Below are 26,884 nucleotides of genomic sequence, written 5' to 3'. Positions count from 1 at the left end.
GCCCCGGCCGGCAAGACGACCCAGCCCGCTCCGGCGGCCGCCGCGCCCGCGCCCACCACGCCCGCCCCGGGCAGGTCCGGGACGCCGGAGGCCGCCGCGTCCGCCCCGGGCGAGCCCGCCGCCGCGTCCGCGGAGAAGAAGCCGGAGAAGGCCGAGGCGCCGCCTCCCTCCGCGCCGAAGAAGGTGGAGCCCGGCGTCTTCGACGAGGCGCTCAAGAACTACTTCGACGGCAACCCGCGCAAGGCCGCCGGTCCCCTCTTCGCGTGGCTCGAGTCCGCCGCCAAGACGGACGACAACTACGCCTGGGGCCAGTACTTCCTGGCCAAGAGCCTCATCGACCTGGGCCTGACGCACGCGGGCGCGTCCTACCTGGCGCGCATCGCCCGCGAGCGCTCCAACCCCAACGTCATCCCCAAGGCGCTGGACGCGCTCAAGCAGCTCACGGACCGCCCTCACGACGAGGTGATGGTCGACGAGCAGGTCTTCGGCGCGCTGGACCTGGGCTTCCTGCCGGAGGACACCGGCGCCTATGCCCACTACCAGCAGGGCCTGGTGGACCTGCGCGTGGGCAACGAGCGCTGGGCCAACACGCACTTCGCCAAGCTCTCCGAGACGAGCGCGGAGGCCAGCCACGCGAAGTTCGCGCTGCTCGTCACGCGGCTCAAGCAGGTGAAGGAGCCCACCGACGACCTCATCAGCGACTTCCTCTCCCTGACGAAGGACGAGAAGCTCACCCGCGAGGCGCGCAACGAGTCCGCGCTCGCGGTGGCGCGCCTGCGCTACGAGCGCACGGACTTCACCGGCGCGCTGGAGGCGTACTCACTGGTGAAGCTGCCGGAGCTGGACCCGGGCCGCGCCAGCCTCTACCTGGAGGAGGCGTGGACGCGCTACAAGCTGGGCGAGCTGCGCGCGTCGCTGGGCATCCTCACCACGCTGGACGCGCCGTCCTTCCGCGACGAGTTCCTGCCGGACAAGTACCTCCTGCGCGCCCTCATCTACCGCGACCTGTGCCACTACCTGCCCGCCAAGCGCGCGGCGAAGGAGCTGACGCGCCGGTTCGCGGACTCGCTGGAGGCCGTGCGCAACCGCGACGACCTGACCCAGGACATGCGCCTGCGCCGCGCCGCCAACTCGCACGGCGGCACCCAGCGCGCCGCGCGCTTCGTGGAGACGCTGGACCTGGAGGGCGAGCGGCTGGGCCGCTACGCCGGCAGCTTCGGCGACCGGCTCTTCACCCACCTGACCAAGCTCTATGACCTGTCCCGCGCGGAGGCCGTGCGCGTGTACGACGCCCGGCTGGCGGAGGCGGTGCGGCAGGAGGCCGACACGCTCCTGCGCGCCGCCGAGCAGGTCCGCCTGATGGAGTACGAGGTGGGCCTGAAGCTGTACGAGCGCGTGAAGAAGGGCGCGAAGGTGGTGGCTCCGGAGGACGAGCAGCTCATGTCGCCCACCAGCGTCGCCTTCCGCTTCGACAACGAATACTGGAACGACGAGCTCAAGTCGTACCGCGTCCGCATCGAGAGCCGCTGCATCGAGGAAACGCCATGACCGGCCACCTGACCGGCCTGATCACCGCCGCCCTGCTGGCGGCTGCTCCCGGAGGAGCGGGCCGCGCTGGCCCGGGCCTCAACCCCATCGTCTCCAAGGCCAAGGAGCGCGAGGAGCTCATCACCAAGCTCAAGCGCGACATCTTCAAGGTGGACCGCGCCATCGGCGAGACGGAGAAGCTCATCTCCAAGAGCCGCAACGCGCCATATCTGCCGGACCTGCAGTTCCGGCTGGCCGAGCTCTTCGTCGAGAAGAGCCGCTACGTGTACTACCTCCAGGCCGAGTCGCGGCCGGAGGGCGCCACCGGCGCCATCGTCTCCCCGGAGACGCGGCTCATGAAGCAGAAGGCGGTGCAGCTCTACTACCGCCTGCTGCGTGAGTTCCCGGACTTCAAGGACAGCGACCAGGTGACGTTCTACCTGGCGCACGAGCAGCGCGAGCTGGGCCAGTTCGACGAGATGCTCAAGACGCTCGGCGACCTGACGCGCAAGTACGCGCACAGCCCGCTGCGGCTGGAGGCGGAGCAGATCCTCGGCGACCACTTCTTCGACAAGGCGGACCTGGTCGAGGCGGAGAAGCACTACCAGGCCATCCTCGAGGCGCCGCCGTCCCCCGTGCACGACCTGGCCCGCTACAAGATGGGCTGGATTCGCGTGAACCAGGCCAAGCACGCGGAGGCCGTCACCTTCTTCGAGGCCGCCGCGGCCAGCGCGCCCCTGCCGGGCGTGGACGTGAAGAAGGCGCTCAACGTCAAGCGCGAGGCGCTGCTGGACCTGGTCTACAGCTACACGGAGGCCCGCCCCGCCAAGGGCGCGCTCAACTACTTCGAGAAGCTCAGCGACAGCCGGGCCACGTACTCGCTCGCGCTGGACAAGCTGGGCAACCGCTACTTCATCAAGCAGCAGTACGAGTGGGCCATCCCCGCGCTGCGCAAGCTGATGGAGATCCAGCACGACCCGGAGATGGACCTGGAGCGCAGCCAGAAGCTCTACGACGCGCTCAAGGCGTCCAAGGGCAAGGTGCTCCCGGACCCCGAGGACCTGCGCGTGCTGGTGCGCGCCGCGGTGCAGAGCAAGACGGACCCGGAGCTGGTGGAGGCCGACCGCAAGAAGCAGCTGGCGGAGCTGGAGGAGATGGGCCGCGACCTGGCCACCCAGCTGCACCTGGCGGCGCAGAAGAAGGACGAGCGGGACCTCTACCTGCGCACCGCGGAGGCGTACGAGGCGTACCTGAGCCTCTTCCGCCCGGAGCAGTACGTGCGGACGATGATGAAGAACCGCGCGGACGCGCTGTACTCCGGCAAGGAGTTCCCGGAGGCGGCGCGCCAGTTCGAGGAGCTGGCCCGCTACGAGGCCAAGGCCAAGAACGCCAAGGGCGAGGAGGACGCCATCTACGCGGCGCTCCTGGCGCACTTCACCACCCTCAAGCAGGAGGAGGCGCTCAAGCGCAACGCCTTCGAGGTGGCGGACGCGCGCCAGGCCATGAAGCTGCTGGGCGCGGAGTACGTGTCGCGCTACCCCAAGAGCCCCAACGCGCTGGACGTGAAGTTCAACATCGCGCGCGCCTACTACGAGGACGGTGAGTACCCCAAGGCGGCGGAGCTGTTCACCGCCTTCGCCCTCACCCACCCGCAGCACAAGGAGGCCACCGTCGCCGGCAACCTGGCGCTCGACAGCCTCCGGCAGGTGAACGACTTCAAGGGCCTGGACGAGACGGGCAAGAAGTTCCTCGGCGCGCCGCTGCCGGCCAACTTCCGCGCGGACGTGCAGAAGATCCTCACGGAGAGCCGCGCGGAGGCGCTGGACGAGCTGGCGCTGCAGAGCGCCCAGGAGACGGGCGACGTCATCCAGGGCCTCGTGAAGGTCGCGGACGAGAACAAGAACACGGACATCGGCGAGAAGGCGCTCTACGGGGCCTTCGCCGCCGCGCGCGAGAAGCGCGACCTGCAGGCCGAGCGCGACCTGGGCGGCAAGCTGGTGCAGGACTACCCCAAGAGCCAGTACCTGTCGGACGTGCTCCTGTCGCTGGGCCGGCACGCGGCGGAGGCCGCGGCGTTCGGCGAGGCGGCCACCTGGTTCGAGCAGGTGGGCCAGAAGCTGGGCGGCGACATCGCCGGCGTGGACGGGTGGCTGGCCGGCGCCCGGCTGCGCATGGCGCTGGGCGAGTACAAGGAGGCCGCGCGCAACCTGGAGACGGCGTCCGAGGTCGCCGGCGCGCGCAAGGCGGAGGTGCTGGTGCTCCTGGCCGAGGCGCGGCTGAAGGCGAAGGACTACCCGCGCGCGAAGCTGGCGGCGGACGCCGCGCTGAAGCTCGACCCGCGCAACGCGGGCGCGGCGGCGGTGCTCGCCGAGGTGCAGGCCACCACGGCGCCCACGTCCAACGCGGACGCGCTCGTGTCCACGCTCACCACCGCGGTGCAGGGCCCCAACGGCCAGACGGAGGAGGCGGCCAAGGGCCTGTGGTACCTCGGGGAGATCCTCTACCGGGGCTACAAGGACCTGCCGGCGGACAAGGTGGAGGAGAAGGTCGCCGCGCTGCAGAGCCTGGAGGGCATCTACACGCAGGCCGCGTCGCTGGGCTACCCCGAGTGGGCGGTGGCCTCGCTGTGGCGGCTGGCGCTGGCATACGGCCACATCGCGGACGTGGTGGAGGCGACGCCGGTGCCCGCGGGCCTGTCCGGCGCGGAGACGCAGCAGTTCCAGGCGGCCGTGAAGGAGCAGGTGGGCCCGCTCAAGGCCCGCTCCGAGGAGGCCTTCAAGGCGTGTCTGTCCCGCGCGGAGTCGCTGGAGGTGTTCAACGCCGCGGTGGTGGGCTGCCGCGCCCGCTCCGAGCAGGCCGCGCTGCCGGTGCCGCAGCCGGGCGCGCCCATGCAGCCGGCCGCGCTGGACGAGCTGCGCAAGAAGGCCGAGCGCACGCTCAGCATCGAGTCCCTGGAGACGCTGGGCATGGCCTACCTGGACGCGCGCCAGTACGGCATCGCGCAGTTGACGTTCGGCCGGGTGACGGAGCTGCAGGACACCAAGGCGTCGGCGCACTCCGCGCTGGGCTGGGCGCTGCTCAACATGGGTGACGCCATGGGCGCGCGCGCCGCCTACGCCAAGGCCATGGACTCCGACCCCACCTACGACAAGGCCCGCCTCAACCTGGCCGCGCTGCGCTGCCGCTTCGGCGACGTGGACGGGGCCCGGCGCGAGCTCGCCGTGCTCAAGGACGTCGGGTCCCTCACCGGGCCGGACGTGGACACGGCGGGGTGGAAGGCGTGCAAGTGAGCCCGCGTCCCACCCACCACCGGTGGCTGCTCTGGACCGCCCTGCTCCCCGTGCTCTGCGCCTGTGGCGCGAAGGACGGGGAGCTGGAGGGCAGCGTGTCGACGCTGCTCGACCTGAAGTACCAGCGCGTCGAGGCGCTGCTCGCCGAGGGTGAGCTGTCCATCAACTTCCTCGTCCCGCAGGGGGCGGGGGCCAACACGGTGTTGAAGGTCAGCGCCCAGGTGGGCGACATGATTCCGGAGGGCTACACCGGCGGGTTGAACATCAACCTGGCGGAGGTGCTGTCCAACGGCGCGCAGCGTGGCGCCATCGGTCGCACCGTGCTGGACGAACCCGAGCGCACCTTCCCGCCGCTGCAGGTGGGCGCGCTCATCGTCCAGCAGCTCCCCCTGCAGCAGGGGCAGAAGGTCGACGGCGAGTTCCACGTCACCTTCGCCAACGGCACCCACATCTATTCCGGCCGCACCATCTTCGGCAGCTTCGAGGCGACCGTTCCATGAAGCGATTCGTCCTGTTCACCCTCTTCTCCCTCCTGGCCGGCTGTGGCCCGCGCTACGGCATGAAGGTGCCGGGCTCCCTGGAGAAGAAGCTCCCGTTCGAAGTCCGCATCGAGCTGCTGGAGGCGGAGAACGACCTGGCGCTCGCCGTCGACAAGGTCGACGAGAGCCGCAACGAAATCGACCGCGCCCGCGACAACATCCGCCGCGCCCGCTCCCGCCAGGAGGCCGCGGAGGACGAGGTGGACCGGGCCACCGACGAGGTGTCGCGCGAGGTGGCGAAGCTGGCCATCGAGGAGGCCAAGGCGCGCGTCGACTACCTGCGCGCCAAGCAGCGGCTGACGGTGGGCCTGCGCGACGTGGCGGAGCTGTCGCTGCGCTGCGCCTTCGCGAAGTTCGAGCTCGCCCGGCTGACGGCGGCGCGCAAGGCGAAGGTCGAGGGCAGCGAGAAGCTGGACCCCAAGGAGTTCGAGGCCCAGGTCACCGAGTGCGAGGCGGAGGTGAAGGAGGAGCGGGCGGACCTGGCCGAGGAAGAGAAGGAAGAGAAGGCCACCCGTGAGGCCTGGGAGGCCAAGAAGAGCGCTCTCGCCAAGAAGACGTTCGACGCTCGCGCCAGCCCGTACGTGGAGAACCTATGATGACGAAGACCGGCGTCCTGGTACTCCAGCTCCTCACCGCGCAGACCGCCGAGCCGGACGCGGCGGCGCTCGAGCGCACCGCGGCGGTGGAGGCGGCCCGCCTGCGCGCCTCCCCGGACGACGCCGACGCGCTCTACCGCCTGGGCACGGCCTTCCTCGCGCTGAACAAGCCGAAGAAGGCCGTGGAGCCCCTGACGAAGCTGGTGGAGCTGGAGCCGGGGCTGGTCCCCTCGCGGCTGGCGCTGGCGCGCGCGCTGCGCCTGTCGGGCGACGCGGAGAAGGCCCGCACGCTGCTGGACCAGTCCATCGCCGCGTTCCCCGAGGACGCGTCGCTGCGCTCCGAGCGGGGCCTGCTGGCGCGGGTGCTGGAGGAGACGGACGTCGCCATCAGCCAGTACTCGGTGGCGGCGGAGCTGTCGCCGCAGGACGCGGAGCTGCGCTTCAACCTGGGAGAGGCGCTCCAGCGCGCGGGCAAGACGGACGACGCCATCGAGGCCTACCGCGAGGCGCTCAAGCTCGACGGCAAGCTCAACGTCGCGCGCATCAACCTGGGCAAGGCGCTGGCGGAGAAGGGCCTCAACGGCGAGGCCAAGGAGATGCTGCGCGAGGCCACCCGCGAGAAGCTGGGTGACGTGGAGGCGCACTACAACCTGGGCGTCCTGCTGATGCGGGAGAACGACCTGGACGGCGCCATCGCGGAGTACCAGCGCGCCATCGCCGCGGAGCCCAAGCACGCGCGCGCCCACAACAACCTGGGCGTGGCCCTCAACGAGAAGGGCGACCCGCGCAAGGCGACGGAGGCGTTCCTCAAGGCCATCGCCGCGGACCCCAAGTACGCGGAGGCGCACTTCAACCTGGGCCTGGCGTACTTCCAGCTGGGCGACAACGTGCGCGCCACCAAGTCCTTCGAGAAGGCGCTGGTGCTGGAGCCGCGCCGCGCCAGCGGGCCGTACACCCAGCTGGGCCACCTGTACCTGGAGCAGGGCAAGAAGAAGCAGGCGGTGGAGGCCTTCAAGAAGGCCATCGAGAAGAGCACCGAGGACGGGCGGAAGACGACGGAGGCCTACCAGGGGCTCGCCCGCGCCTACCTGTCGCTGGGCAAGGCGGACGAGGCCGTGGCCACGCTGAAGACGGCCGTGGAGGCGTTCCCCAAGGACGCCGCCGCGCGCCTGGGCTACGCCGAGGCGCTCCGGGCCAAGGGAGACCTGGACGGCGCCATCGCCCAGTACGAGGAGGCGGTGGGCCTGACGCCCACGCCCGAGGCCCGGCTGGCCCTGGCGGACACGTACGCGAAGAAGCGCGTGAGCGCGAAGGCGCGGCCCATGTACGAGGCGCTGCTGAAGGAGGACCCGAACAACCGCGCGGCGAAGCTGGCCCTCGCGGACCTGCTGCTGGCCATGGGCGCCTACGTGGACGCGGAGACGCTGCTGGCGGCGAAGTCAGGCGAGGAGCCGGACACGGCGGCGCTGGCGCGGCTGGGCATCGTCCACTCGCGGCGCGAGCGGCCGGACCTGGCGCTGCCGGAGCTGGAGGCCGTGGTGGAGAAGGACCCGGCGCAGTTGGAGGCCCGCGCGGAGCTGGGCTTCATCTACATGCGTGGCGGCGACCTGCCCAAGGCGCGCAAGACGCTCAACGACGTGCTCGCCGTGGAGCCGCGCAACGCGTTCGCCCTGCTCTACCTGGGGCACACGCTGTACCGGCAGGGCAACACGAAGGACGCGGAGAAGTCCTTCCGTGGCGCCATCCAGGTGGACCCGACCTTCGGTGAGCCGCACAACGCGCTGGGCCAGCTGCTGGAGGCCACCAACCGCGTCGACGAGGCGAAGCAGGCCTACGAGACGGCGGTGAAGCTGCAGCCGGACCACCCGGACGCGAAGGCGGCGCTCAAGCGCCTGGGCGCCTCCGCCAAGGCGCCGTAGTCCCCGGGCTTCGTCGGGGCTGCCCACGCGCTCAGCCGGGCAGCCCCAGCAGCATCGCCCCCACGCAGACGAGCCCCGCGCCCGCGAGCTGCCGCCGTCCCAGGCGCTCGCCCTGGAGCGCGGCGAGCCCCAGCGCGAAGGCGATGGAGGTGTTGCGCAGCGTCAGCACCACGCCCGCGCCGCTCGTCCCCAGCGCCGACAGCATCAGCGCGAAGGACAGCATGCAGAGGACACCCGCGACGAGGACGGACACGGGGCGGCTCCACGCCTCGCGCTGGAGGGTCCTCCACCCCATCCGACGGCCGCGCTCCACCACGAGCACCGGCAGGGCGACGAACATGCCCACCGTGAAGAGCACCGGGGGCAGCGCGCCCTGGGCCAGGGCCAGCTTGTAGCTCAGGTGGTAGCCCGCGATGGCCACGGCGGACAGCGCGGCCCAGGCGAGCCCGGAGGCCACGCGCCCGGCGGGCCGCGCCAACTGCATCACCCCCAGCCCCACGCCGAGCACCACCGCCCCGGAGGCGGTCCACCCGGAGACGCCCTCGGCCAACGCGAGCACGGAGACGGGCCACACCAGCAACATGGCCCCGCCCCGGGACACCGTATACACGAGCCCCAGCGGCGCGCGGTGCAGCGCGCGGGAGAGGGCCGCCAGGTAGACGCTCTCGCAGGCCCCGGCGAACACCGCCCACCCCAGCCCCTTCGAGGAGAGCGCCGCGCCGTGCATGCCGGACGCCCACAGCGCGCCGCCCACCGTGGCCACGGCGATGACCGCCACCACGCCCGCCTCGGGGTTCGGGTGCCGCTTGAGCATCGCGTTCCAGGTGGCGTGCAGGAACGCGGACGACAGCACCAGGACCAGGGCAACGGTCTCCAACGAGGCTCCTCGACGGTGGCGGGTGGGCCCCTTCTACCCCGGACCACCCCACCCCGCCGCGCGACGCCGCGTGAGACGGGACTCGAAAAAAGCTCCCCGCGGGGGCGAGCGCCCGGCGGATTGCGACATGGAGGGATACCGGGTGCGCCGGCGGCCCCCGCGAGGAGCAGACAACCGAAGCCTCAAGGCGACGCGGACGCGCGCCCCGAGGGAATGACGAACGGGCCGGGAACGGACGGCCACTCGACGACCTCCACCTGGAGGCCGAAGACCTGCGCGATGAGGTCCGCGCGCAGCACCTGCGCCGGGGCGGCCAGCTCCACGAGCCGCCCCGCCGCCAGCACGGCGATGCGGTCCGCGTACCGCGCGGCGAGGTTCAAATCGTGGAGCACGGCCATCACCGCGCCGCCCTCGCGCGCGAAGCGCGTCGCCTTCTCCAGCACCAGGTGCTGGTGCGCGAGGTCCAGGCTCGACGTCGGCTCGTCCAGCAGCAGGTAGCGGTGGCCATGCGCCGGCGCGTCCCAGAGCTGGGCGAGCACCCGCGCCAGTTGCGTGCGCTGCCGCTCGCCGCCCGACAGCGCGGTGTAGGGCCGCGACGCCAGGTGCCGCATGTCCACGGCGTCCAGGGCCCCGAGCGCCGCCTCCTGGTCCGCGGCGCCGTCGCCGCGCGAGACGTGGGGACTGCGCCCCAGCAGCGCCACCTCCAGCACGGTGAAGCCGAAGCCCAGCGAGGACTCCTGGGGCAACACCCCCAGACGCAGCGCCCGCTCGCGGTGTGGCCACTTCTCGAAGGGCCTGCCGTCGAGCAGGACCTCGCCCACCGAGCACGGCAGCTCTCCGCACACCGCGGACAGCAGGGTGGACTTGCCCGCGCCGTTGGGCCCCACCACGGCGAGCACCTCCCCGGGCCTCAGCTCCAGCGACACGGGCCCCAGCGCGCGTCCCCTGCCCCGCCACACCTCGATGCCCCGCACCTCCAGGCTCATGTCAGCCCCCGGCGCGCGAGCAGCGAGATGAACACGGGGACCCCCAGCACGGACGTCAGCGCGCCCACGGGCATCTCCGACGTCGCCAGCGTGCGCGCCAGCGTGTCCGCCGTGACGAGCAGCGCCGCGCCCAGCAGGGCCGCGGCCCCCATCAAACGCCGGTGGTCCGGCCCCAGCGCGAGCCGCAGCAGCGCGGGCACCAGCAACCCCACGAAGCCGATCATCCCCGTGACGGACACCGCCGCCCCCACGCCGAGCGCGGCGACGAGGACGAGCTGGCGCTTGAGCTTCTCCACGTCCACGCCCAGGTGCCACGCCTCGCGCTCACCCAGGAGCAGCAGGTTGAGCACCCGCGCGTTGCGCAGGAGGAGGCCCAGCGCCACCACCAGCGGCACCGCCGCCACGCCCACCACCTGCCACGACGTGCCGCCCAGGCTGCCCCAGGTCCAGAAGGTGATGGAGCGCAGCTGCGCGTCGGTGGCCACCTGCATGAGCAGGCCGATGCCGGCGCTCGCGCCCGCGCTGACGGCCACGCCCGCCAGGAGGATGCGCGCGGTCTCCGTGCGTCCACCACCCGTGCCCAGCCGCTGCGCGAGCAGCGTGGCGCCCAGCGCGCCCAGGAAGGCCGCGCCCGGCACCGCCAGCAGCCGGAACGGCCCCAGCCGGGAGCTGAGCGCCACGTCCAGGACGATGGCCGCCACCGCGCCCAGGGCCGCGCCGCTCGACGTGCCCAGCAGCCCCGGCTCCACGAGCGGGTTGCGGAACAGCGCCTGGAGCGCGGCGCCGCTCGTCGCCAGCACCGCGCCCACCATGAGGCCCAGCACCACGCGAGGCAGGCGGATGGAGAGCAGCACCGCCTCCTGCATCGGCTCCAGCCGGTGTCCGGTCTCCCAGCCCAGCGACTCCAGCACGCTGCCCAGCAGGGCCAGGGGCGGCACGCGCACCGAGCCCGCCGACAGCGCCGTCACCACCGCGACGACCACGAGCGCGGCCAGCACACCCCAGGGACGCGGCCGCGTCCCGGCCGTCCGAGGCTGCTCCTGGCTCGGATACGCGGCGCGGACGGGCGCCACGTCCGATGCGCTCATGTCCCGCTCCGCACCGGCAGCTGCATCCCGTCCTGGATGAGGCCCACGGCCTTGCCCAGGCGGGGGCCCAGCCCCATGAAGTTGACGTCATCCACGGTGGTGAGCTTCCAGCCCTTCACCTGCGCCAGGCCGGGGACCTTCTGCAGCCCCTCCGCCCCACCCACCGCGTGCAGCGAACCGGAGGGAATCAGGATGAGGTCCGGGGCCGCCGCGACGACCTCCTCGGCGGTGAGCGGGCGGTGCCCCGCGAAGCCCGGCACCGCGTTGACGGCGCCAGCCAGACGGATGAGCTCGTCCGACGCCGTCTGCGTGCCCGCCACCATCAGCGTGTTGGCGCCGCGCGCGTAGATGGCCAGGACCTTCACGGGCTTGCGCCCCTTGGCCGCCGCCGAGCGCTCCGCCGCGACCTTCAGGTCCTTGTCCAGCTCCGTCACCAGCGCCTCGCCCTGGGCCTCGCGCCCCAGGCGGCTGGCCACCTCGCGGATGCGCTTCCGGGCCTCGTCCAACGTGGGGTGGTTGGGGAACAGCACCACGTCCGTGCCGGCCGTGCGCAGCTGCTCGAGCACGCCGGGAGGACCGGCCTCCTCGGTCGCCAGCAGGCGCGTGGGGCGCAGCGCGAGCACCGTCTCCGCCGACAGCGCGCGCTGGTAGCCCACCTTCGGCGTCCCCGCCACGCCGGGCAGCATCAGGCTGATGTCGTCCACGCCCACCACCTGCGCGCCCGCGCCGAGCGCGAAGACCGTCTCGGTGATGGTGGGCCCCACCAGCACCAGCCGGGGCTCCGCCGCCTTCTCCGCCGCCTTGGCGGGGACCTTCGCCGCGGGGGCCTCCGCCGCCAGCGCGGGGAGCGCCGACAGCGACAGGGCGACCAGCGACGCACGCAGCACGCGGTTCATCACGCCACCTCCGTGAGGGGAAGAGCGGCCACCAGCTCCGCCATCAGCGCCCGCCAGTCGTGGGACTCGGGGACGCCGGGCTTCCGCTTGCCGAACAGCAGGGCGATGTTCTCGCCCGCCGCGTCGAACAGCTCCAGCGAGGTGACGACCCCGTCGCTCGTGGGCTTGCGCACCACCCACGCGGTGTGGATGTGGTCCGTGCGCAGGTGGAGGTTGAAGCTCGGGTCGAGCACGTTCATCCACGGGCCCATCGCCTTCACCGTCTTCACCGGGCCGGTGTGGATCTGGATGGCGCCGGGGTTGCCCACGAACACCATGATGGGCAGCCCGGAGGCCGCCACCTTCTCCAGCACCCACGTCAGCGAGGCCGGTGCCACGGGCGAGGCCAGCTCCGGGCCCGCCAGCCGCAGCGCCTGCGTGCGCGCCACCTTGAAGCGGCGCAGCAGCGGGAAGAAGTCATGCGTGTCCTTGAGGCCGCGCCAGCCCTCCACCAGGCCCACCGCGTCGATGTCCGAGTCCGGACGCGGCGCCTCCGGGGGAGACACGGGCTCCACCGGCACCTCGCGGGCCTGCTCGGCGAGGGAGAAGTCCGCCACCAGCTTCTCGAACGCGTCGACCCCGGCCTCGTCCTCCAGGTAGACCTTGTGCACCGCGGTGCCCGCCGCGTCGAAGATGTGCAGGCTGCGCCGCGTGCCCTCCGGCCGCGCCTCGCGCACCGCGAAGGCGAAGCGCCAGCGCGACAGGAACAGGCGCAGGTCGATGTCCTCGTCCAGCGCCAGCGCCACCGCGCCGTTCACCTCCACCTTGCGGTACACGCCGCGCTTCTCGTGCACGGCGGACTCGTTGCGGGTGAGCGTCATCACCTTCCCGAGCGCCTCCAGCCGGGGCAGCAACAGCTCCGGGCGGAGCTCCAACCGGACGACGTCGTCACCGACACCCGTGGCGAGCAGTTGCGCCTCGCTCACGCCGAGCTGTTCCGCCGCGTCACGGATGCGGGTGCGCGGCTGGGCCTCGCGCAGCGCGGTCCAGCGCTGGCGCAGGAGGGAGGGATCGTAGGACGTACCCGAGGAAACAGGCTGGGAGTTCATCGTTGGAACCTCTGGAGAAGGATGCATCAGCGGGTAGCGCTGACGGACACGTCTTGGGCGGAGACTTCGGCGGCGAGTGCCCCAGCGGACACTGGCGCGTTCACCTTCGCCCACTGCAGCTTGAGGACGGAGGCCGTCCCCGCATCGTCGTAGTAGGACAACATCTGGACCTTGAAGTACGCGCCAGCGTCCGTGCGGACGACGTACACCTGGTCGCGCGCGGCCAGCTTGTGCGTCGTCATGTCGTAGACATACCAACCGCCGTTGGCCTGGAAGACAGTGTCCGGATCCGTACCCTCGTCGTCACCGTCCGCCGCGTCCACCGCATAGCCCGTGGCCGGCGCGTAGGTGATTTGCGCGAACGTCTTCCCCGTCACCACCGCCACCTCCACGCCCCCCGTGCCGCTGATGCCGCCGCGCGAACGGATGCCGAAGCGCTGGAAGGACAGGTCCCAGACCGCGTCCGTGTCCGCGGCCACCTGCGCGCCCGTGTCCAGGTCGAAGCCGATCCACGTCTCGCGGCTCTGCGCGTCGACGACCGTGGTGATGGAGTTGTCGGCGTTGAGCGAGTGGGTGAGCTGCGCGCCGTTCGCGGGCAACTGGGGCGCCACCGGCGCCGCCACCTTGGCCCACTTCAGCACGAGGACGGAGGGCGTCCCCGCGTCGTCGTAGTACGACAGCATCTGGACCTTGAAGTACGCGTTCGAGTCGGTGCGGACGACGTAGACCTGGTCGCGCGCGGCCAGCTTGTGCGTGGCGAGGTCGTAGACGTACCAGCCGCCGTTGGCCTGGAAGACGGTGTCGGGGTCGGTCCCCTCGTCGTCACCATCCGCCGCGTCCTCCGCGTAGCCGGTGGCCGGCGCCTGCGTAATCTGGGCGAACGACTGCCCCGTCACCACGGCCACCTTGACGCCACCGGTGCCGTTGACGCCGCCACGCGAGCGGATGCCGAAGCGCTGGAACGCCAGGTCCCACGCCGCGTCCGTGTCCGCGGCCACCTGCGTGCCCGTGTCCAGGTCGAAGCCCACCCACGTCTCGCGGCTCTGCGCGTCGACGACGGTGGTGATGGAGCCGTCCGCGTTCGCCGAGTGGGTGATGTGCGTGCCGTTCGGAGGCAGCTCGGGCTGCTGCGGCGCCTCCGGCGCGGTCACCTTGGCCCACTGCAGCTTGAGGATGGCCGGGGTCCCCGCGTCGTCGTAGTACGACAGCAGCTGGACCTTGAAGTACGCCTTCGAGTCCGTGCGCACGATGTAGACCTGGTCGCGCGCGCTCAGCTTGTGCGTCGCGAGGTCGTAGACGTACCAGCCCTCGCCCGCCTGGAAGACGGTGTCGGGGTCGGTCCCCTCGTCGTCACCGTCCGCCGCGTCCACCGCGTAGCCGGTGGCCGGTGCCTGGGTGATTTGCGCGAAGGTCTGTCCCTTCACCAGCGCCACCTCCACGCCACCGGTGCCGTTGACGCCGCCGCGCGAGCGGATGCCGAAGCGCTGGAAGGACAGGTCCCAGACCGCGTCCGTGTCCGCGGCCACCTGCGTGCCCGTGTCCAGGTCGAAGCCGATCCACGCGTCGCGGCCGGACGCGTCGACCACGGTGGTGATGGAGCCGTCCGCGTTGAGCGAGTGGCGGATGTGCGTGCCGTTCGGGGGCAGCTCGGGCTGCTCCGGCTGTTCCGGCAGCTCGGGGTCCGGGTCGTTGCCCCCAGGAATCAGGTCGTCGTCACCACACGCGGTCAGCAGGCCGGACAGCAGCAGCGCGGCTGCGACGCGGCCCAGACGGGACGCGGGACGGAAGGTCGGAAGGGACATGGAGGTCTCCTGGGTCGGGTGGAAGGAAGGCTTCACAGCCGGACGGCGATGCCGGCCTGGAAGGTTCGGGGGGGAATGGGGAGGTCGGTGGCGTTGCCGGCGTCGGCGAGGTTGGTCCCGAGCACGAACACCTGGAGCTCCTCGCGCACCCGCCACGCCACGCGCGCGTCGAGGGTGACGTAGGGGTCGGCCTCGTACGGGTTGGCCACGCCGTCGCCGTCCGTGTCCGGATAGAAGGGGCGCTTGCCCACCACCGCCGCGCGGGCCCAGGTCTCCAGGCCCCACTCGCGGTGGCGCCACGTGGCCTGCGCGGTCCACCGGTGCTTGGGCTGGCCCTCCAGCGCCCGGTCCAGCTCCTCGTCCCACCCGTCGGTGAGCGAATACGCCACCTCCAGGGACAGGCGCCACGGCAGCCGCTGGCGCACGCCCAGCTCGCCGCCCCGGACACGCGCGCGGGACACGTTGACGTAGGTGAAGCGCTGCACGTCGCCGTCCATCTCGAGCGAGGTGCCGATCATGTCGCGCAGCGAGTGCTGGTACACGCTGGCCCACAGGAGCGACTCGTCCGCGGGCCGCGCCTCGGCGGAGAAGCTCAGGCTGCGCGAGCGCTCCGGCTTCAGGTCCGGGTTGCCGCGCACGGTGTAGCCGACGGTGGGGTTCTCGAAGTCGAGCAGCAGTTGCTGGAAACCCGGCGCGCGGTAGCCCCAGCCGTAGCTGCCGCGCACGGTGAGCCACGACAGCGGGTCCACCTTGGCCGCGAGCCGCGGCGTCACCGCCGTGCCGAACTGCGTGTCCACGTCCACGCGCGCGCCGGGGACGGCCACCAGCTTCAGCCCCGTCAGCAGCGTCCAGCTGTCCTGCGCGTACGCGGAGAAGCGCCCGCGGTCGCCCTTGCCGGAGCCCCCGAGCCGGTCCGCGGTGAGCCACTCGCCCAGCGCCTCCGTGCCCACCACGAACGCGTGCCGCTCGCCCACGCGCGCGTCGAGCTGCGCGCCCACCCGGCCCTGGTGCTCCTTCGTGCGCTCCACCGTGTCCAGCGCGGAGGAGCGGCGCTGGTCGCGCGCGTACGTGCGCTGGAAATGGGCGTACGACCCCTCCACGCGCAACGTCGCGCCATCACCCAGCCGCCACGAGGGCGCGAGCCGCCCGGTGAGGTTGTTGTCGCGGCTGGCCCGGTCGAACACGGCCCCCGCGACGCCCATGTCCACGCCGCGCTGCGTGCGGCGCGAGAAGGACGCCGAGCCCTCCAGCGTCATCGGGCCCTGCGTCTTCAGGTCGCCGCTGGCGGACAGGTCGAAGCCGTCCAGCGTGCTGCCCGTGGTGCCCACGTCCGCGGTGTCCAGGTCGTATGACGCGCGCCGCTGCAGTCCACCCGTCAGCCGCAGGCCCCAGTTCTCGCCCCGGGCCTCGCCCGTGCCATCCAGGTCCAGCCGCTCCAGGTTCCCGTAGGAGACGCGCAGCTCCGCGCCCAGCGGCTTGCGCGCGCGCCGCGTGATGAAGTTCACCACGCCGCCCACCGCGTCGCTGCCGTAGAGCACCGACGAGGGCCCCTTGACGATCTCCACCTGCTCGACGTCCTCGAGCGACAGGCGGGACAGGTCCACGCTGCCGGCCACGCGCCCACCCACGCGCTCGCCGTCCACCAGCACCAGCACGTACTCGGGCCCCAGGCCCTGCACGCGCAGCGACGCGCCGGTGAAGTTCTGGACGATCTCCAGGCCCGGGTGCGCCGCCAGCAGCTCGGACGCGTCGCGCGAGCCGCTCGCGACGATCTCCGCGCGGGTGATGACCTCCGTGGCCACCGGCGTGTCGCCGAGCCGCTCCTGCGTGCGCGACGCCGTCACCACCGTGCGCGCCACCGGCACGTCGTCGTCAGCGGCCGGCGCGGGCGTGACGGGAGACGAAGATGCCGAAGTCGTCGCGACCCCTGGATCCGCGACGACCTCGGCCTGCTTCGTCACCACAACTGATGAATCGTTCTCGTCCTGCGTCTCGACAGGGGCGGACCCGGCCGCCTCCACCGACGCCTCTTGCGCATGCGGGGGCGACACCTGCCCCCACACGACCGGGGGTGCGGCCCAAGCCAGCACCAGCAGACACCAACGCCCGCGCATTCCGCGTCCTCCGGCACGTGGCCGGTGGGCCTCCGCCGGGGAGGACCCTGTCGGGCGCTGGGCTCAAGGGCCTCGGGCCTCAGGAAAATCTCTCGTTACCGCCCCAGGCCCTCCGCCCGGGTCCTTCGAACCGCTTCGCTTCAGCGCGCCGGCCCTGCCCCCGGCTCCGACCCCCGCGGCGGCGAACCCTCCAACGGAATCACCCGCGTCCGGTGACACCGCCGGCACTTGAGCTCCACCCCGCCCGGCACCAGCCTCGCCAGAAGGCTCCCGCACAGGCACCGGAGCTCACTGGCCCCGCCCTCGTGCTGGCATTCGTCGCGCATCGCTACTCCACCGGCTGAATTGCAAGGGACGATATTGATACTCATTATCAAAGTCAACCCTAGAATCCACGGGCACGTCCAGGAGGAGACAGGTGGGACGCTCAGTGGACCTTGGCGCGGGCGGAGGACTCACGCGGGGCGCGGGTGGCCTTGGGCGTCACCATGCGTGAGATGCCGTAGTAGAGCTGGTCCTCGGTGTAGACCTTGCGCGCGCGCCGGTGGGTACCGGGGACGTAGGCGGGGCCGGGACGCTCGAGCCACTGGAGGACGCGGACCTCGCCTGTGTGGGCGAGGGCGGCGAGCAGCTCCGGCGGGCACAGCTTGAGGTAGCGGCGCAGGAGCGGGCGCAGCTTGCGGGCGAAGTCCTTGCCGAGCACCGCGTGGCGCCGGCCCGAGTGCAGCGTGCCGTCGAAGCGGCGCGACATGTGGAACAGCTCGTGGAGGAGCGTCTCCACGCGGGCCTGGGCGCTGGAGCCGCGGAAGAACAGGGGCCGCAGGGTGATGCAGTAGAGCATGCGCCGGCCGCGGATGCGGATGACCGGCTTGCGGCGCCCGGTGCGGTCGGTGCATTTGCCGCCGCGGAAGCACAGGGGCTTCACCGTGCCCCGCGACGCCCTGCGCGCCTCGCCCGCCACGACCAGGATGCGGCCCGCCTTCACGTGGGCGAACTCCGGGAGTTTCGCCGCGATGTCGCGGATGAGGGCGCGGACCGTCTTGTTGAAGTTGGGGCGGCTTGGGACCACGAGTGGTTGACAGTCTAGCTGAAAAGCCCTTGGGGGCGGCGGGGGGGATGCACACAATGTCTAGCGTGATGCGCTCGACTTCGCCCGTCGTCCGGCTGGCGGCACTGCTCGCGCTCGGGGTGGGGTGTGCCTCGGCCCCGACCCGACCGTCCGCCCAGACCGTCCTCGCCGCCCAGGACACCGCCGTGGTGTCCCAGGGGCTCACCGAGGCCGCCCTGCGCTTCAATGCCCGGGTGACCGGCCCCACCGGCGCCGTGGTGGAGCGCGCCGAGTACGAGCTCGTGTCGGACGGCCAGGTGATGAAGCACGGCTCGGCGAAGCTGGGCACGCCCCTGTCCGGGAGCGACGGGACGGACGTCTCCTTCGAGGAGCGCGCCGCCTACGTGCAGGGCCCGGAGGACCTGGCGCGGCTGAGCGCCCAGGGCGGCACGGTGCTCCTGGCGTTGCGCGGGGTGCTCGTGGTGCGCCAGGGCGACGCCGAGGAGAAGGTGCCGTTCGCCGCCAGCCGCGCGGTGCGCGTGCCCCGGCTGCCCACGGTGGTGGTGGAGGAGCTGGACGGGGCGCGCTACTCCTCGGAGGAGGTGCAGCTCAACCTCCGGCTGGGTATCCGCAACCCCAACCCGTTCCCCCTGAAGCTCAGCGGGCTGACGTGGCAGGTGGCGGTGGCGGGCAAGGCGCTGGACAGCGGGACGCTGGCCGAATCGGACAGCGTGGATGCGTCCGCGACGGGCGTCTACCCGGTGGAGGTGTCGGTGACGAAGTCCTCGTGGGGCCCGGAGGTGAAGGCCCTCATCTCGAGGGGCATCCTCCCCTACGGGGTGACGGGCGAGCTGACGGGACCGCTGATGCGCGTGCCGTATTCGCTGTCGGGCGAGGTGAAGCTCAACGTGACCCGGTAGGATGGGCGCCGCGTGCCCATCTATTTGTTGAGTGACGAGCACCCGGAGCTGTTTCCCCCTCCGGAGCGCGCGGACAAGAGCGGAGTGCTCGCCGTCGGCGGAGACCTGAGTCCGCAGCGGCTGCTGGCGGCGTACTCGCGCGGCATCTTCCCGTGGTTCAGCGAAGGCGACCCCATCCTCTGGCACTCGCCGGACCCGCGCTTCGTGCTGGAGCCGGACAAGCTCCACGTGGGCCGCAGCCTGCGCAAGACGATGGCGCGGGGCGCGTACGAGGTGCGCTACGACACGGCCTTCGCCCGCGTCATCGCCGAGTGCGGCCGGGTGCCGCGTCCCGGGCAGACGGGGACCTGGATCACCGACGACATGCTGAGGGCCTACGTCGCGCTGCACGAGCAGGGCTTCGCGCACTCGGTGGAGGCGTGGGCGGACGGCGAGCTGAAGGGCGGGCTGTACGGGGTGTCGCTCGGCTCGGCCTTCTTCGGGGAGAGCATGTTCGCGCTGGCGCCGGACGCGTCGAAGGTGGCGTTCGCGACGGCGGTGGAGCGCTTCAGGGACTGGGGCTTCCAGCTCATCGACTGCCAGGTGGAGACGGAGCACCTGGCCCGGTTCGGCGCGGAGGCCTGGCCACGCAAGCGCTTCCTGGGCGCGCTCCAGAAGGCCCTGCGCGAGCCGACGCGCCAGGGCGCGTGGACGCAAGCCCCCGGGCCCTGACACGGGGCCGTCAGTCCACGACGGCCCACAGCGAGACGCCGCCGCCCCACTCGCCCAAGGCGATGCACCGGCCGTCGGGAGAGAAGCACGCGTCGCTCACGTTCCCCTCCTGCTGGACCTCGAACCGCGTCTCGCCCGTCTCGAGGTCGCGCAGGCAGAAGCCGAAGCCGTCGCTCGACACGAGCACCAGCGCCCCCGAGGCGTCGAAGTCCAGGTGGCAACCGTACCCATAGAAGCCCGGCAGTCGCCGGAGGAGCCGTCGCGCCTCGACGTCCACGAGCGCGGCGTAGTTCGTGCCGCCGCTCACGACGAGCCAGGGCCGGGTGGGATGGAACGCGAGCCCGTGCGAGACATGGGTCTCGAGCGGCACGCACCAGGGGCCGCCGCCGGTCGCGACCTCCCAGAGCCACACCAGCCCCTGCGACCCCGTGTCGGACCAGCGCGTGGACACCGCCGCCAGGTAACGACCGTCCGGGGAGAACGCGCACCGGGACACGACGGCCTCGGCGGGGAACCCGGGCGTCCCCGGCAATCCCTCCAGCGCGCGCACGAGCCGCCATGCCTGGACATCCCAGAGCAGGACCTCTCCCTCGTCCATCATCACCGCCAGCAGGCGGCCCTCCCGCGAGCGGGCCAGCGCCTTGACGGCATGCGGCAGGTGCACCTGCTTCGACGACACGCCATCGCGCGCGGACAGGAGCATCAGCCGGGGACGCCACGCGCCTTCCGGTGACAGGTTCGCGCGCCCGACGCAGACGGCATGGTCCGCGTCGGGAAGGAGACAGCACGGACCGCCCAGCTCGAGCGGCTCGCGCGGCGCGGTGGCTCCGGCGTGCCCGGCCTCCAGCGACCACCAGCAAGCCCACATGCCCGCCGCCTCCATCGACGCCACGCGGGTCCCCCCGGGGTCGAAGGCGACACGGAAGTCGTGGGCGGTCATCTCCACGTGCGGACGCAGGGTTCCCACGCGCTTCAACCGCGCGGCGTTGGCGGACGTGACGACGGGGAAGCGAGAGGAGTCCATGGAGGTCCTCCTACGGTGGGCCCCTGGCTGGCTGACAGCCCCTTCAGCGCTTCGACTTGCAGGTCGACAGCGAGCGCCTCGCGTTCGCCAGGTCCTCCTCGGAAGGACTGCCGTAGCGCACGGCCTTCGGCGGGGCCTTGGGCCTGGCCGCGTCATGCGCGTACAGCGTGCCCAGGTCCCGGCTGAGCACGACCCGCGGGCCCGAGCTGTCGTAGAGCCCGCCGAAGAGGTGGGTGCCGCCACCGCGAAGCTGCACGGGGGACAGCGCGCCCGTGGGGCGGTAGAGCAGCAGGGAGAAGTGCTCGAGGCTCCAGTCGCACGGGTCCTTCTTCCCCTCGTGCGACATCCACGCCACCGTCAGGTCGCTCGCCGCGCTGCTGTCGTCCCAGCTCGCGCCGAAGCGCTCCCAGACGCGGGAACACTCCGGGGCCTCGCAGTCGCGCGCGGGGACGAACTCCAGCGCGTCCGAGGGGAGCCCCTCCCCCACCTTGCCCGTCTCACGCTCGTTGGGTCGACGCAGCTTGCAGCCGGTGGGCGCGTCCTTCTGGCGCACCGCGACGGGAGTGCCGGACAGCCGGCCCGGGGGCAACAGGTCGCAGTCCGCCTTCACCTCCGCCAGGAGGAACGTCTTGCGGTCCCCGTCCGTCCCCATGCGGGCGGCCCACCACAGCACGGGCTCCGCGCGACAGGGCGCCGCGTCCGCCTTGCCGAACACCCACACGGGGAGCGTCGGGTCCGGCGCGCCCAGCTTGCGCGCGTCCTCCGGCGCGACCTGCTTCACGCCGGACCGCTCCCGCTCGCGGTCCGTGAAGTAGACGTCCTTCGCGTCCGGGATGACGGCCTGGTGCATGAGCCAACCGGCCCCACCCAACCCCACCTGCGAGCGCGGCGTGAAGGGCACCAGGTCCAGCTTCTTCGGATTCGGACAGCCCCGCTCCTTCTCCTCCGGCAGGGTGATGGTGGCCTCGCCAGCCGACTGGGCGTGGGCCCCGAGCGGCCCGAACGACATCAGCCCCAGCGCCAGCCACCGCGTCCGCATTGCGCCGCGCATCGACATCCTCCCCGTTGGAGGCCACGACGCGGCGGCACGAAGCCCCCTGTCGGGCCGGTGGGCCGTCGTCATACCTCAAGCGACCTCCCGCCCGGCACCGTTCGGTGAGGCCGCCTCCTCGCGACGCGCCGTGGCGGGCGGCGTCCGCGACGTCGCGATATGAACGTCCCGCCCGCGACGTCGTCCCTTCCGCGCACGGGCCCCCGGAAGATCGCATGCGTCCCCTCCCCCTCCTGGTCGCGCTGACGTTGACGTCCCTGTCCTGCTCCGACGACGGCCCCCGCCCCGACACCGGTCCTCACGGGGGCGACGTCGAGGAAGGCGACTGGCGCGACACGGGACCCTTCGCGGGCTGCGCGGTGGACACCGCCGCCACCGCCTGCGGAAGCCTGGGCGCGTTCGACACCACGGGGTGCACGCCCGGTGGGCTCGCGACGCTGGAGCTCGAGGGCGTCTACACGGTGCACGTGCGAGGCCGGAACCCGCGCTACGGAAACAACTACGGCTTCGCTTCGCAGGCCCTGCGGCTCGACGCGTCCGGCGAGCAGTACGCCGGGGGCCTCGCGCTGGATACGCGCCAGGTCGCCGCCGGGGGCAACGTCTTCCTCTCCAGTTCGCGCACGGAGCCCTCCACCGGGGGCACGCGCCGCCGCTCGTACCTGGGCTGCCAGTCCCCCGAGCCCGACCGGCTCCAGGGCTGCTACGTGGAATGCGTGGACGGGGCGCTGGAGGTGGAGGGCACCTTCGAGGCGCGGAAGGTGACGCCGCGTCCCGGCGAGGGCGAGGCCTCCGGCCTGGAGCGCATCTCCGAGACGGCGGTCCCGGACGGCTTGCCCGTGGACGTCTACGTGACGCACGGCCACGCCTACGTCGTCGCGCTGGGAGGCGGGCTGTACGTCTACGACCTGGCGGACCCGGCGCGGCCGGTGCTGACCGAGCACGTCCTGCGCACCAACGACAACTCCTGGAACGGCGTCTGGGCCCATCGCGACGCGCTCTACGTCGCGAGCGCCGCGCGCGGCGTCATCGTCTTCGACCTGGCCGACCCGGGCCACCCGGTGGAGGTGTTCGCGACGGGCCGCCAGCGGACCAACGTCCACACCGTGTTCGTCGACGGCCACCTGCTGTTCGCCGCGTCCCCCTCGCCCACCGGCGAGGTGCTCGTCTACGACCTGAGCGACCCCTTCGCCCCCCAGTTGACGGGGACGTTCCAGGCCTCGGGCTTCGACGTCTCCACCTCCTACGGGCCCCACGACATGTTCGCCTTCGAGGGGCGGCTGTACGTGAACTTCTGGCGCGCGGGCTACGTCATCGCCTCGCTGGAGCGGCCGGACGCGCCCCGGCAACTGGGCAGCTACCGCTATGAACACTCCACCAGCCACGCCAGCGCGGTGGGCCGCTTCGGCGAGCGCGTCATCGCCTTCGAGGGCGGCGAGGACTGGGGCGCGCACCTGCGCGTGCTCGACGTGACGGACCCCACGTCGGTCCGCCGCATCGGCGAGCACCGGCTGCGCGAGCACCTCTCGCTCCACAACATGGTGCTGGTGGGCACGCGGCTCTACGTCGCGTGGTACCACGAGGGCGTGCGCGTGCTGGACGTGTCGACGCCGGAGACGCCCCGCGAGGTGGCCTACTACAACACCTTCCGGCCGGGAGACCCGGGGCGGGGCTCGAGCTTCTACGACGGCGCCATCGGCATGCGCGTGCCGGGCGACGGCTTCATCTACGTCGTGGACACCTCGCGCGGGCTGCTCGTCCTGCGCGAGCCGTGAGGCCCGCGCGACGCGGGGAGGCGTCAGCGCGACTTGTTGCGCGGGCGCTTCACCGGGGCGGGCTTGAGGATCTCCACCGGCACCGGCGGCTCGGCGACGACGGCGGGGCCGGCATCCGGCGCGGCCGCGGGAGGCTCCGGCGCCTCCTTCACCTCCACCCGGTCCTCCAGCGGCACGCGGCCCGTGGAGCGGCGGAACAACTCCCACAACGCCTTGCGCCAGCCCTCGCGGTCCGTGGTGCCGGACATCACCAGCCCCGCGCCGCTGTAGCGGGCCTCCAGGCCCAGCGGCTGGAGCGCCTCGCCCATCGACCTCAGTTGATCCTGCAGCGCGGGCAGCTCGAAGGTGAGCTCCAGGTCCCGCGCCGTGAACGCGTCCGTGCGCAGCACCTCCAGCAGCGCCGCGCGGCACGGGGCGTCCTTCACCGTGGCCGTCAACGAGCGCTCCGCGCCCTGGGTCGCCTTCAGGTCCGGGCACGCCTTGCGCGCGGCGGCCAGCCGGGGCGCCACGTCCTCCGCGGGCGGGTTGCCCACCGTCAGGCGCCACACCGCGAAGCGCCCCTCCGCGTACAGCAGGAGCAGCGTCCGCCCCTCCTTCTGACCGGTGAGCAACAGTTCGTTGCTCCCGGACAGGACCTCGGCGGTGACCACGGCGGGGTCCTCCACCTCCACCCAGTCCAGCGCCGACAGCTTCTGGAACCGCTCCTTCCCGCTCTCCAGGGAGACGGCCACGTCCACCGGCCAGGCCCCGGCCAGGGAGGGGACGAGGAAGGCCAGGAGTGCTCCAACAGAATACATGCGAGCGTGCATTGAGGCTCCGGCGGGGTGGAACGGACCCTTAGCACGGGATAAGAACAGGCCTCTATGCCTACCTGGGCCCTCTGGGTCGCCTGCCTGGCGCTGTGCTTCGTCAGGTCCCTGGTCGCCGCGGCGGAGTCCGCGCTCTACGGCACGTCGGACCTGCGTGCCCAGGAGCTGGCGGAGTCGCACAAGGGCGCCGCCAGCCGCCGGGTGCTCCGTCACAAGACGGAGCGCGAAGCCACCGCCACCGCCTTGCGCCTGGGCACGCTGCTCAGCGGCTTCCTCGCGGCCGCCATCGGCGCGTTCGTGCCCCCGCGCATGCTCGACCTCACCCGCTTCGGTGAGGCCGCCTACCTGCCCGTGGCCACCGTGGCCGCGGGCGCCCTCTTCGTCGGCGTGCTCGCCAGCCTCATGGAAGTCACCATGCGCGGCCTGGCCAACGCCAACCCGGAGCGCTGGGCGCTCCGGCTGTCCGGGCTCGTCTCGCTGCTGGTGGCGGTGCTCTACCCGCCCATGCGCTTCGTGCTGGGCGTGCTCAACCTGGTGGCGCGCACCTTCGGCCGCACGCTGCGCTTCGAGCCGCCGCCGCCGCCGCTGGAGGAGCTGGAGAAGCTGCTCGCCGCGCAGGCGGCGAAGAACGAGGTCGACAAGAGCGCCCCGCAGCTCATCCGCTCCATCTTCGAGCTGTCCGACAAGCGCTGCCGCGACGTCATGGTGCCGCGCACGGAGGTGGTGACGGTGGACAGCACCATCAGCTCCGAGGAGCTGCTGCGCCTGCTGGCCGAGGAGAACCACTCCCGCATCCCGGTCTACCGGGACGACGTGGACCACATCATCGGCGTGCTGCACGCGCGCGACATCATCCCCCTGCTCCAGCACCCGGAGCTCATCGTCCTGCAGGACATCATCCGCCCCGCGCACTTCGTGCCGTGGATGAAGCCCATCGGCGACCTCCTGCGCGACATGCAGAAGCGCAAGATCCACATGGCCATCGTCGTCGACGAGTACGGCGGCTTCATGGGCGTGGTGACGCTGGAGGACATCCTGCGCGAAATCGTCGGCGACATCGGCGACGAGTTCGAGGTGGAGGAGAAGCAGGTGGAGAAGCTGGCGGACGGCAGCTTCGTGGTGGACGCCGCCATGGAGGTGGACGGCTTCACCCAGGCCTTCGGCTTCCCGCTGCCCGAGGGCGACTTCGACACGCTCGGCGGCTTCCTGTCGTCGCTGGCGGGCCACCTGCCGGACGTGGGCGAGCGCTTCACGTTCAACGGCTGGCAGTTCGTCATCGCCAACAAGGCGGGCGCGCGCATCGACCGGGTGCGCATGTCCCGGCTCAAGAGCACCGCGGGCACCAAGGACGGCAAGGAGCCGCGCGCCAAGGAGTCCCGGCCGGAGCCGTCGTCCGCGGCCAAGCCCTGAGGGGCCGCCTCAGTCGTCCGCGAGCCCCGGCGGCACGAACGTCAGCTTGCGCGAGCCCTGGACGCGGAACGGGGCCCGCCGCTCCGTGCCGCCGAAGCGCAGCACCACGCCCCCGCGCACGCGCACCTCGAGCGGATGGGACGCCGTGACGGGCACCACGCGCTCGGCCGCCAGCGGGAACAGCACGCGCAGCGGCACGTGCCCCCGGGGCGGCAGCGCCGCGTCCACCAACTGGGCGCCCGTGGCCACGCGCCGGCCCTCCACCCACAGCTCGAAGTCCACCGAGGTGAGCGAGGCCGCGTCCGACGAGGGGTTCGTCACCGACAGGTCCAGGTCCAGCACGCCGGAGGTGTCCTGCCGGAAGTCCACCGCCAGCGCCTCCACGCGCACCGCCTCGTCATAGGCGCGGGGCGTGAGCGGCACCGCGCCCAGGCAGCCGGGCAGCGCGACGGAGGCGAGGAGCGCCAGCAGGGCCCGTCGCGTCCGCATCAGCCCCCCAGCAACGGCTGGAGCGCCTCCACCGTGAGCGGCCAGCCCGCGCGCCGGGACAGCGCCTCCAACGCCTTGATGAACTCCGCCGCCGTCTGGAAGCGGCGCACCCGGTCCGCGAACAGCGCCTTGCGCACCACCTGCACCGCGTAGTCCGGCAGGTCCGGCGCCACCGTGGACAACAGCGGCGCGCGCGCGTCGCGCACCTGGTGCATCAGGTCCGCCTCGTTCTCTCCGGCGTGCAGCTTCCGGCCGCCGAACAGCTCCCAGAGGATGACGCCCACCGCGAACAGGTCCGTGCGCGCGTCCACCGCCTGCCCCAGCACCTGCTCCGGGCTCATGTACGGCAGCGTGCCGCGCAGCGCGCCGGAGTCGCCGCGCATCATCCCCTCCACCTCCGCCACGCCGAAGTCCGTCAGCTTCACGTCGCCGTTGATGCCCAGCAGCACGTTGGCCGGGTTCACGTCGCGGTGGACGATGGTGGCGCCGTTCTCCCCCACCTTCGCGCGGTGGATGTAGTCGAGCGCCTTGAGCAGGCACCAGGCGATGTAGCAGGCGGACTCGGGCGGCATCGCCGCGCCGGCCTTGAGCAGCAGCTCCTGCATGTAGCCCAGCGTCCGGCCACTCACGAGCTCCTGCACCATGAGGTAGTCCGGCCCCGCCTTGAACAGGCGGAACGTCCGGACGATGTGCGCGTGCCGCAGCCGCACCGTCAGCTTCGCTTCGTCGACGAACGCCTTCACGTAGGCGGTGTCGTTGCGAAACGACGGGTGCAGCCGCTTGATGACGATTTCATCCGGCTCACCGGGAGAGCGCTGCGTGGTGGACCGGGCTCTCGCCTGATACACCTCCGCCATGCCGCCCACAGCCAACCGGCCGACTACCTCATAACCACCCAGGTCCGGAGCATCCGCCACGACACAATCCT

General features: G+C 72.1%; 22 protein-coding genes. 9 read left to right on the top strand and 13 right to left on the bottom strand.

Features of this window, described 5'->3' with window-relative positions:
* The 5 genes from LZ198_RS32560 to LZ198_RS32540 all read left to right on the top strand — a co-directional run.
* The coding region (locus LZ198_RS32560; RefSeq protein WP_253976024.1) for a hypothetical protein at positions 1-1,548 on the top strand (1,548 nt) is incomplete at its 5' end.
* Entirely contained in the window at positions 1,545-4,817 is a 3,273-nt protein-coding gene (locus LZ198_RS32555) for a tetratricopeptide repeat protein (RefSeq protein WP_253976023.1), read from the top strand. The genes LZ198_RS32560 and LZ198_RS32555, both read left to right, overlap by 4 nt.
* Positions 4,814-5,317, top strand: coding sequence for a hypothetical protein (locus LZ198_RS32550; RefSeq protein ID WP_253976022.1), 504 nt, complete (start codon positions 4,814-4,816; stop codon positions 5,315-5,317). The genes LZ198_RS32555 and LZ198_RS32550 overlap by 4 nt, the downstream gene beginning before the upstream one ends.
* Positions 5,314-5,952: a hypothetical protein gene (locus LZ198_RS32545; RefSeq protein ID WP_253976021.1), complete on the top strand. Its 639-nt coding sequence runs from the start codon at positions 5,314-5,316 to the stop codon at positions 5,950-5,952. The genes LZ198_RS32550 and LZ198_RS32545 overlap by 4 nt, the downstream gene beginning before the upstream one ends.
* Positions 5,952-7,871 (top strand): tetratricopeptide repeat protein, encoded by a 1,920-nt coding sequence (locus LZ198_RS32540; protein WP_323383137.1) that lies wholly within the window; start codon positions 5,952-5,954, stop codon positions 7,869-7,871. Before LZ198_RS32545 ends, LZ198_RS32540 begins: the two co-directional genes overlap by 1 nt.
* 31 nt (positions 7,872-7,902) lie before the next feature.
* Here LZ198_RS32540 and LZ198_RS32535 read toward each other — a convergent pair whose 3' ends face one another.
* From LZ198_RS32535 to LZ198_RS32500, 8 genes are all read right to left on the bottom strand, one after another.
* Positions 7,903-8,748 carry an EamA family transporter gene (locus tag LZ198_RS32535; RefSeq protein ID WP_253976019.1) on the bottom strand — a complete coding sequence of 282 codons (846 nt, stop codon included), beginning with the start codon at positions 8,746-8,748 and terminating at the stop codon, positions 7,903-7,905.
* 182 nt (positions 8,749-8,930) lie between these two features.
* Positions 8,931-9,734 (bottom strand): heme ABC transporter ATP-binding protein, encoded by an 804-nt coding sequence (locus tag LZ198_RS32530; RefSeq protein WP_253976018.1) that lies wholly within the window; start codon positions 9,732-9,734, stop codon positions 8,931-8,933.
* A complete protein-coding gene (locus LZ198_RS32525; protein ID WP_253976017.1) occupies positions 9,731-10,822 on the bottom strand; it encodes a FecCD family ABC transporter permease in 1,092 nt (363 codons plus the stop codon). Before LZ198_RS32525 ends, LZ198_RS32530 begins: the two co-directional genes overlap by 4 nt.
* A complete protein-coding gene (locus LZ198_RS32520) occupies positions 10,819-11,718 on the bottom strand; it encodes a heme/hemin ABC transporter substrate-binding protein (protein ID WP_253976016.1) in 900 nt (299 codons plus the stop codon). Before LZ198_RS32520 ends, LZ198_RS32525 begins: the two co-directional genes overlap by 4 nt.
* Complete coding sequence (locus tag LZ198_RS32515) at positions 11,718-12,806, bottom strand: hemin-degrading factor (protein WP_253976015.1); 1,089 nt, start codon at positions 12,804-12,806, stop codon at positions 11,718-11,720. Before LZ198_RS32515 ends, LZ198_RS32520 begins: the two co-directional genes overlap by 1 nt.
* Before the next feature lie 26 nt (positions 12,807-12,832).
* Complete coding sequence (locus tag LZ198_RS32510; protein WP_253976014.1) at positions 12,833-14,608, bottom strand: HmuY family protein; 1,776 nt, start codon at positions 14,606-14,608, stop codon at positions 12,833-12,835.
* Positions 14,609-14,640: 32 nt separating this feature from the next.
* On the bottom strand, positions 14,641-16,722 hold the full coding sequence (locus LZ198_RS32505; RefSeq protein ID WP_253976013.1) for a TonB-dependent receptor plug domain-containing protein: 2,082 nt from the start codon (positions 16,720-16,722) through the stop codon (positions 14,641-14,643).
* Positions 16,723-17,149: 427 nt separating this feature from the next.
* Entirely contained in the window at positions 17,150-17,791 is a 642-nt protein-coding gene (locus LZ198_RS32500) for a hypothetical protein (protein WP_253976012.1), read from the bottom strand.
* A 56-nt stretch (positions 17,792-17,847) separates the two neighbouring features.
* Between LZ198_RS32500 and LZ198_RS32495 the strand changes: the two genes are divergently transcribed.
* Both LZ198_RS32495 and aat read left to right on the top strand, forming a co-directional pair.
* Complete coding sequence (locus LZ198_RS32495; protein WP_253976011.1) at positions 17,848-18,690, top strand: LEA type 2 family protein; 843 nt, start codon at positions 17,848-17,850, stop codon at positions 18,688-18,690.
* A gap of 12 nt (positions 18,691-18,702) precedes the next feature.
* Positions 18,703-19,401: a leucyl/phenylalanyl-tRNA--protein transferase gene (gene aat / locus LZ198_RS32490; RefSeq protein WP_253976010.1), complete on the top strand. Its 699-nt coding sequence runs from the start codon at positions 18,703-18,705 to the stop codon at positions 19,399-19,401.
* 10 nt (positions 19,402-19,411) lie between these two features.
* On the opposite strand, the gene LZ198_RS32485 is transcribed toward aat, so the two are convergent.
* The gene (locus LZ198_RS32485) at positions 19,412-20,425 is read right to left on the bottom strand and encodes a WD40 repeat domain-containing protein (RefSeq protein ID WP_253976009.1); all 1,014 of its coding nucleotides are present in this window, start codon (positions 20,423-20,425) and stop codon (positions 19,412-19,414) included.
* A 43-nt stretch (positions 20,426-20,468) separates the two neighbouring features.
* Entirely contained in the window at positions 20,469-21,476 is a 1,008-nt protein-coding gene (locus LZ198_RS32480; protein ID WP_253976008.1) for a hypothetical protein, read from the bottom strand.
* A 215-nt stretch (positions 21,477-21,691) separates the two neighbouring features.
* On the opposite strand from LZ198_RS32480, the gene LZ198_RS32475 reads away from it, so the two are divergent.
* The gene (locus LZ198_RS32475; protein WP_253976007.1) at positions 21,692-23,248 is read left to right on the top strand and encodes an LVIVD repeat-containing protein; all 1,557 of its coding nucleotides are present in this window, start codon (positions 21,692-21,694) and stop codon (positions 23,246-23,248) included.
* 23 nt (positions 23,249-23,271) lie between these two features.
* Here the strand turns inward: LZ198_RS32475 and LZ198_RS32470 are convergent, their stop codons facing one another.
* Positions 23,272-24,057 (bottom strand): pilus assembly protein N-terminal domain-containing protein, encoded by a 786-nt coding sequence (locus LZ198_RS32470; RefSeq protein ID WP_253976006.1) that lies wholly within the window; start codon positions 24,055-24,057, stop codon positions 23,272-23,274.
* Between the two features lie 54 nt (positions 24,058-24,111).
* Between LZ198_RS32470 and LZ198_RS32465 the strand changes: the two genes are divergently transcribed.
* Positions 24,112-25,467, top strand: coding sequence for a hemolysin family protein (locus LZ198_RS32465; RefSeq protein ID WP_253976005.1), 1,356 nt, complete (start codon positions 24,112-24,114; stop codon positions 25,465-25,467).
* Positions 25,468-25,476: 9 nt separating this feature from the next.
* On the opposite strand, the gene LZ198_RS32460 is transcribed toward LZ198_RS32465, so the two are convergent.
* Both LZ198_RS32460 and LZ198_RS32455 read right to left on the bottom strand, forming a co-directional pair.
* Entirely contained in the window at positions 25,477-25,956 is a 480-nt protein-coding gene (locus LZ198_RS32460; RefSeq protein WP_253976004.1) for an NDR1/HIN1-like protein, read from the bottom strand.
* Positions 25,956-26,873, bottom strand: coding sequence for a serine/threonine protein kinase (locus LZ198_RS32455; RefSeq protein WP_253976003.1), 918 nt, complete (start codon positions 26,871-26,873; stop codon positions 25,956-25,958). Before LZ198_RS32455 ends, LZ198_RS32460 begins: the two co-directional genes overlap by 1 nt.
* Positions 26,874-26,884: the final 11 nt, after the last annotated feature.

The sequence above is a fragment of the Myxococcus dinghuensis genome (genome assembly GCF_024198235.1).
GTDB lineage: Bacteria > Myxococcota > Myxococcia > Myxococcales > Myxococcaceae > Myxococcus > Myxococcus dinghuensis.
The sequence above is the reverse complement of the archived record's forward strand: the minus strand, read 5'-3'. Positions and strand labels throughout refer to the sequence as shown.

Coding starts and splice junctions, on each gene's coding strand:
- LZ198_RS32555 (WP_253976023.1), top strand. CDS start 1,545: ATGACCGGCCACCTGACCGGCCTGATCACCGCCGCCCTGCTGGCGGCT.
- LZ198_RS32470 (WP_253976006.1), bottom strand. CDS start 24,057: ATGCACGCTCGCATGTATTCTGTTGGAGCACTCCTGGCCTTCCTCGTC.
- LZ198_RS32495 (WP_253976011.1), top strand. CDS start 17,848: ATGTCTAGCGTGATGCGCTCGACTTCGCCCGTCGTCCGGCTGGCGGCA.
- LZ198_RS32515 (WP_253976015.1), bottom strand. CDS start 12,806: ATGAACTCCCAGCCTGTTTCCTCGGGTACGTCCTACGATCCCTCCCTC.
- LZ198_RS32460 (WP_253976004.1), bottom strand. CDS start 25,956: ATGCGGACGCGACGGGCCCTGCTGGCGCTCCTCGCCTCCGTCGCGCTG.
- LZ198_RS32525 (WP_253976017.1), bottom strand. CDS start 10,822: ATGAGCGCATCGGACGTGGCGCCCGTCCGCGCCGCGTATCCGAGCCAG.
- LZ198_RS32465 (WP_253976005.1), top strand. CDS start 24,112: ATGCCTACCTGGGCCCTCTGGGTCGCCTGCCTGGCGCTGTGCTTCGTC.
- LZ198_RS32510 (WP_253976014.1), bottom strand. CDS start 14,608: ATGTCCCTTCCGACCTTCCGTCCCGCGTCCCGTCTGGGCCGCGTCGCA.
- LZ198_RS32485 (WP_253976009.1), bottom strand. CDS start 20,425: ATGGACTCCTCTCGCTTCCCCGTCGTCACGTCCGCCAACGCCGCGCGG.
- LZ198_RS32545 (WP_253976021.1), top strand. CDS start 5,314: ATGAAGCGATTCGTCCTGTTCACCCTCTTCTCCCTCCTGGCCGGCTGT.
- LZ198_RS32505 (WP_253976013.1), bottom strand. CDS start 16,722: ATGCGCGGGCGTTGGTGTCTGCTGGTGCTGGCTTGGGCCGCACCCCCG.
- LZ198_RS32475 (WP_253976007.1), top strand. CDS start 21,692: ATGCGTCCCCTCCCCCTCCTGGTCGCGCTGACGTTGACGTCCCTGTCC.
- LZ198_RS32540 (WP_323383137.1), top strand. CDS start 5,952: ATGACGAAGACCGGCGTCCTGGTACTCCAGCTCCTCACCGCGCAGACC.
- LZ198_RS32480 (WP_253976008.1), bottom strand. CDS start 21,476: ATGCGCGGCGCAATGCGGACGCGGTGGCTGGCGCTGGGGCTGATGTCG.
- LZ198_RS32530 (WP_253976018.1), bottom strand. CDS start 9,734: ATGAGCCTGGAGGTGCGGGGCATCGAGGTGTGGCGGGGCAGGGGACGC.
- LZ198_RS32520 (WP_253976016.1), bottom strand. CDS start 11,718: ATGAACCGCGTGCTGCGTGCGTCGCTGGTCGCCCTGTCGCTGTCGGCG.